General features: G+C 70.2%; 5 protein-coding genes. 1 reads left to right on the top strand and 4 read right to left on the bottom strand.

The window, feature by feature from the left end:
• Positions 1-99 precede the first annotated feature (99 nt).
• A complete protein-coding gene (locus IH45_RS0142175) occupies positions 100-759 on the top strand; it encodes an O-methyltransferase (RefSeq protein ID WP_030682298.1) in 660 nt (219 codons plus the stop codon).
• Between the two features lie 213 nt (positions 760-972).
• Here IH45_RS0142175 and IH45_RS0142170 read toward each other — a convergent pair whose 3' ends face one another.
• From IH45_RS0142170 to IH45_RS0142155, 4 genes are all read right to left on the bottom strand, one after another.
• On the bottom strand, positions 973-1,185 hold the full coding sequence (locus tag IH45_RS0142170; protein WP_030183475.1) for an FmdB family zinc ribbon protein: 213 nt from the start codon (positions 1,183-1,185) through the stop codon (positions 973-975).
• A 62-nt stretch (positions 1,186-1,247) separates the two neighbouring features.
• Positions 1,248-2,447: a sugar kinase gene (locus tag IH45_RS1000000150510; RefSeq protein ID WP_267885178.1), complete on the bottom strand. Its 1,200-nt coding sequence runs from the start codon at positions 2,445-2,447 to the stop codon at positions 1,248-1,250.
• Positions 2,441-3,586, bottom strand: coding sequence for a galactonate dehydratase (dgoD, locus tag IH45_RS0142160; protein ID WP_030682293.1), 1,146 nt, complete (start codon positions 3,584-3,586; stop codon positions 2,441-2,443). Before dgoD ends, IH45_RS1000000150510 begins: the two co-directional genes overlap by 7 nt.
• A gap of 331 nt (positions 3,587-3,917) precedes the next feature.
• Entirely contained in the window at positions 3,918-4,571 is a 654-nt protein-coding gene (locus IH45_RS0142155; protein WP_030682290.1) for a DUF4383 domain-containing protein, read from the bottom strand.
• Positions 4,572-4,926 lie beyond the last annotated feature (355 nt).

The raw sequence follows: 4,926 nt of genomic DNA, 5'->3' as shown, positions 1-4,926 counted from the left end.
CAGGAGAGCCGGACGGCCACTCCTTGGGAGCCACAGAAGGCAAGCACCGATCAGCCACATCCGGCCCTCCCGGGCCGCCTAACAACTTACGGAGCACCGGTGACCAAGAGAAAGACCACCACGATCACGGAGGCGCTGTACGACTACGTCCTCGCGCACAATCCCCCGCTGGACAGCGTGCAGCAGGAGCTTGTGCAGACCACGCGGGAGCGCTTCCCCGATGCGGCCCGGCTGCAGTCGGCGCAGGAGCAGGGCCCGCTGCTGGCATTCCTGATCCGGCTGTGCGGTGCGCGGCGGGTCGTGGAGGTGGGCACGTTCACCGGGTTCTCGGCTCTGGCGATGGCGCAGGCACTGCCTCCGGACGGCACGCTGATCGCCTGCGACGTGTCCGAGGAGTGGACGGCGTACGGCCGCGAGGCGTGGGCCAAGGCCGGTGTCGCGGACCGTATCGACCTGCGGATCGCACCCGCGCTCGACACACTGCGGTCGATCCCCGCCGAGCCGCGGATCGACTTCGCCTACCTCGACGCGGACAAGGTCAACTACATCGCGTACTGGGAGGAACTGGTTCCGCGGTTGCGCCCCGGGGGACTGATCGTCGCGGACAACGTCCTCTTCGGCGGAAAGGTGGCCGACCCGCACGCGGAAGGGCCGGCCGCGGCGATCAAGGAGTTCAACGATCACGTCAGGGCGGACGAGCGGGTGGAGGCGGTGATGCTCACCGTGGCAGACGGACTGACCGTGGCACGCAAGCGGTGACAATGCGGAGCCGGAAGCCGGAAGCCGGAAGCCGGAAGCCGGAAGCCGGAAGCCGGAAGCCGGAAGCCGGAAGCCGGAAGCCGGAAGCCGAGAGCGGTAAGCGGGAAGCCGAGAGCTGAGGGCCGGGCCACCGGGGTGTGTTGCGCAACCGGGCAGGGCCCAGGGCTGGCGTAACGGTAACCGGAAGGGGGTGGGACCGGCTGCGGCCGACGGTCAGCCGCAGCAGCCGCCTCCACAGCAGCCGCCTCCGCCGCCACCGCTGGGGGCAGGGGCAGCGGCGGTGCCGCCGACGGCGACCGTGGACAGCAGCTTGACCGTGTCCTCGTGCCCGTCCGGGCAGGTGGCCGGAGCGGAGGACTCGGCCATCGGGCGGTTCAGCTCGAAGGTCGAGCCGCAGGAACGGCAGCGGTATTCGTAACGAGGCATGGCCACAGATTAGCCCGCGAGTGGGAGAAAGGGGGTGGAACGTGGTGGGAGAACGGCGTGGGTCAGCGTACGACCGTGCCGGGTGGTGCGCCGAGGAGGTGCAGTTCGGCACGGGTGGGGGCACCTTCCCAGTCGCCGGGGGAGGCGACTGCGAAGGCACCGGTGGTCACGGCCCGTCCGAGGCGCCCGGCGATGTCCTCGCCGTCGAGGAGAGCGGAGAGGTATCCCGCCACGAACGCGTCACCGGCACCCACCGCGTCCACAGCCCGTACGGGTACGGCGGGCTGGTGCAGCGAGCCGTCGTCGGCGTAGCGCGGGCCGCCCGCGCCTTCGGCCGGCTGCGCTTTCGATGCCGCGCGCATGTCCGCTGTCGGGTGCGTGCCGGTCGGCAGATTGGCGGGTCGGGGCTCCGGTGGCGTAGTGGGGCGCGGCTCCGGGCGCGTATAGGAGGTGGCGCCATCCGGACCGAGTGTTACGACGACTTCGGTCACGCCTGCGGCCAGCAACTGTCGGGCCTGCGCGGTGATGCCGGGCGGCGAGCCCGGTGGCAGGCACAGCGCGAGCTCGTCGGCCGAGGAGATCAGGACGTCCACGTACGGAATCCAGTCCCGCAGGACCGCCGATGCCTGGTCGGCCGTCCACAGCCGGGAGCGGTGGTTCACGTCGAGGCAGACCAGCGTCCCGTGTTCCCGGGCCAGGTGGAGGGCGTGTGCGGAAGCGGCGCGGGCGATGGGGCTCAGAGCAGGGGTGATGCCGGTCAGGTGCAGTACCTGGGGTGCGGTGGCGGCGAAGGCCCGGTCGAGTACGTCCGGGGTCAGGCGCGAGCCGGCCGAGCCCGCGCGGTAGTAGTGCACGCGGGTCACGTCCGGGAGCCGCGGCTCGAAGAGGATCAGCCCCGTCGGGGCATTGGGATGGGACGAGGCCGCGGAGATGTCCACTCCCTCGGCCCGCAGGGTACGGAGCACGAGCCGGCCGGCTTCGTCGTCGCCGACGATGCCCGCCCAGCGGACGGCGTGGCCGAGCCGGACGAGACCGATGGCGACATTGCTTTCGGCGCCCGCGATGGAGACGTCCATCGTGCCGCCGAGCTTGAGCGGGCCGCTGCCGCGCAGCGCGATCATGGTCTCGCCGAAGGTGAGCACATCGGCGTTGGTCTGGCCGGTGGCGTGGAATGTGGTGCGGGGGCCGGTCGTCCGTGTGCATCCGGTGCCGGACCGAGGGGCGTTGACCGGCACGTTCGGCCCAGTCGTGTGGCTCACCATTCGGCGAACGAACCGTCCGCGTGGCGCCAGAGGGGGTTGCGCCAGGCGTGGCCCTTCTTGTCGGCGGCGCGTACGGCCGGTTCGTCGACCGTGATGCCCAGCCCAGGGCGGTCGGTGCGCGCGAGAGAGCCGCCTTGGAAGCGGAAGGGTTCCGGGTCGGTGACGTAGTCGAGCAGTTCGGCGTCCTGGTTGTAGTGAATGCCGATGGACTGTTCCTGGATGAGGAAGTTGGGGGTGGTGAAGGCGACTTGGAGGCTGGCGGCGAGCGCGATCGGGCCGAGTGGGCAGTGCGGGGCGAGCTGGGCTCCGTAGGTCTCCGCGAGAGCGGCGATCCGGCGCAGTTCGGAGATGCCGCCCGCGTGGGAGATGTCCGGCTGGAGGATGGCGACACCGGCTTGGAGAGGGGCCAGGAACTCCTGGCGGGTGAAGAGCCGTTCGCCGAGCGCGAGGGGGATGCTGGAGGCGTTGACCAAGTCGGGAAGGGAGTGCGGATAGTCGGGGAGGACCGGTTCTTCGACGAACATCGGCGCGTGTTCGGCGAGCAGGGGGAGCAGGCGCCGGGCATTGGCGGGGGAGACACGGCCGTGGAAGTCCAGGCCGAAGTCCCGCTCGTCGCCCAGCACCTCGCGCGCGGTCTCGGCACGGCGCAGGCAGTCCCGTATCTCGGCACGGGTGGCGACCGGGGTCATCGGACCGCAGCCGTTCATCTTGACGGCGGTGAAACCCGCCTCGATCTGGGCGGCCAGCGCGTCCCGGATCTCGGCCGGTTCATCGCCGCCGATCCACGAGTACGCGCGGACACGTTCCCGTACGGGGCCGCCGAGGAGCTGGTGGACGGGGACGCCGTACTGCTTGCCCTTGATGTCCCACAGGGCCTGATCCAGCCCGGCGACGGCGGAGGAGAGCACCGGGCCGCCGCGGTAGAAGCCGCCCTTGGTCATGACCTGCCAGTGGTCCTCGATACGGGACGGGTCCCGGCCGAGGAGGTATTCGGCCAGGACCTCCACGGCGGCACGTACCGGTTCGGCGCGTCCCTCGACCACCGGCTCGCCCCAGCCGATGAGGCCGGCGTCGGTTTCCACCCGGACGAACATCCAGCGCGGCGGTACCAGAAACGTTTCGACGCGGGTGATCTTCACGCGGGGTGGCCCCTTCTGTGTCGCCTTTCGAGGTGAGTGGGTTTGGGTTGGTGTTGGTTGAGGCTGGCATGGGGGGTGGGGGATCAATGGGCGGAGTGTGGTCGGCACTTACGTTGGTGGTGGAGCCGGTGTTGAGGCCAGTATGGGATCAGCGTCGGAAACAGTGCTGGGGTCAGCGTGGGAACCAGCGTTGGGGCCGGTGGTGGAGCTGGCGGTGAAGCCGCTGTTGGCACCGGTGGAGGCGTCGCGATGGTGTCGATGACGTAGCTGACGTAACGGCGGACGCGGCGGGTGGTCCGGAGTGGTGCTGCTCGTGGAGGTTCGTGGGGGACTAGATGGCGTGCTTGCGGCGGTGTTTCGGGGAGCGCGAGCGGGAGCGGTGTCCGTGGTGTGTCGGAGTCTCGTGGCGAGTGGCTGCGTGTGCGCCCGTCCGGGGTGGCAGGGGGCGCGCCGGGCGGTTGGCGATCTCCGGGTGGCGGGCGCGCCAGTACGGATTGTCGTGGGGCAGGCCGCCGGAGACGCGGCCGTACATGCCGAAGACCAGCAGCATCAGGCCGACGACGAAGCTGAACAGTACGTTCTGGATCCGGAAGGCCAGGAAGTTGAAGCCGGTCTCCAGGATGGCGAGGTTGACGAAGCCGCTGAGCAGGAAGGCGACGCCGAGCACGATGTTGAGTGTCGAGGCGAAGTTCCCGCCGATCACCATGCCGCCGAAGAGCACCAGGCCCACGATGATCGACAGCACGCTCAACGCGCCGTTGGTGTTCAGCCCGGCGACGGTGTCGCCGCCCGTGTCGAAGAACCCGATTTTGTCGATCAGGCCGAGAATGCCGAAAGCGACGAGTACCAGCCCCATCAGGCCCGCGCCGAAACGGTAGACCCGGCTGAGCCGGTGATCGACGGGGAGGTGTTCGTCGAGCCGGGTGTGCCGCACCTTGCCGCGCAGCGTCCGGGAGGGCCCGTGCAGAGCCTGGCCAGCGTCCATGTCCGGCCTCCTTCACGCAGATGAGCCGCCGATGAGCCGCCTGGACCGTGCTTGACCCCAGCATCCGCCTGTTCGCGGCGGGACGCCATAGTGCCAGGTCAGTGGCAAGGTCGGTGGAATCGGCCGGGTGCCTCGGCCGGGTGCGTCAGCCGGTCGCGCTCGGGCTGCGGCGTCTCCGCTTGTGGCGGGTCGCCGCCAGCTTGCCGCCCCGGTTGTCATGGCTACCGGACTGCGCTTCTGCTGTCCTGGACGTCGGGGCGAGCTATTCGGCGGGGGCGAGCTGGGGGCGTCCGCATGTCACGTACGTAACGAGTCGCCGGACATCGTCAGCCGCCCCGCCGCCCCGCCGCCCCGC

It is taken from the genome of Streptomyces rimosus subsp. rimosus, from assembly GCF_000720725.1.
Lineage (GTDB): Bacteria > Actinomycetota > Actinomycetes > Streptomycetales > Streptomycetaceae > Streptomyces > Streptomyces rimosus_A.
Note: the sequence above shows the minus strand (reverse complement) of the source record. Positions and strands in the feature narration are given on the sequence as shown.

What these genes read in the sequence shown, in the direction of transcription:
- IH45_RS0142155 (WP_030682290.1), bottom strand. Translation starts at nt 4,571, where the DNA reads ATGGACGCTGGCCAGGCTCTGCACGGGCCCTCCCGGACGCTGCGCGGC.
- IH45_RS0142170 (WP_030183475.1), bottom strand. Translation starts at nt 1,185, where the DNA reads ATGCCTCGTTACGAATACCGCTGCCGTTCCTGCGGCTCGACCTTCGAG.
- IH45_RS1000000150510 (WP_267885178.1), bottom strand. Translation starts at nt 2,447, where the DNA reads ATGGTGAGCCACACGACTGGGCCGAACGTGCCGGTCAACGCCCCTCGG.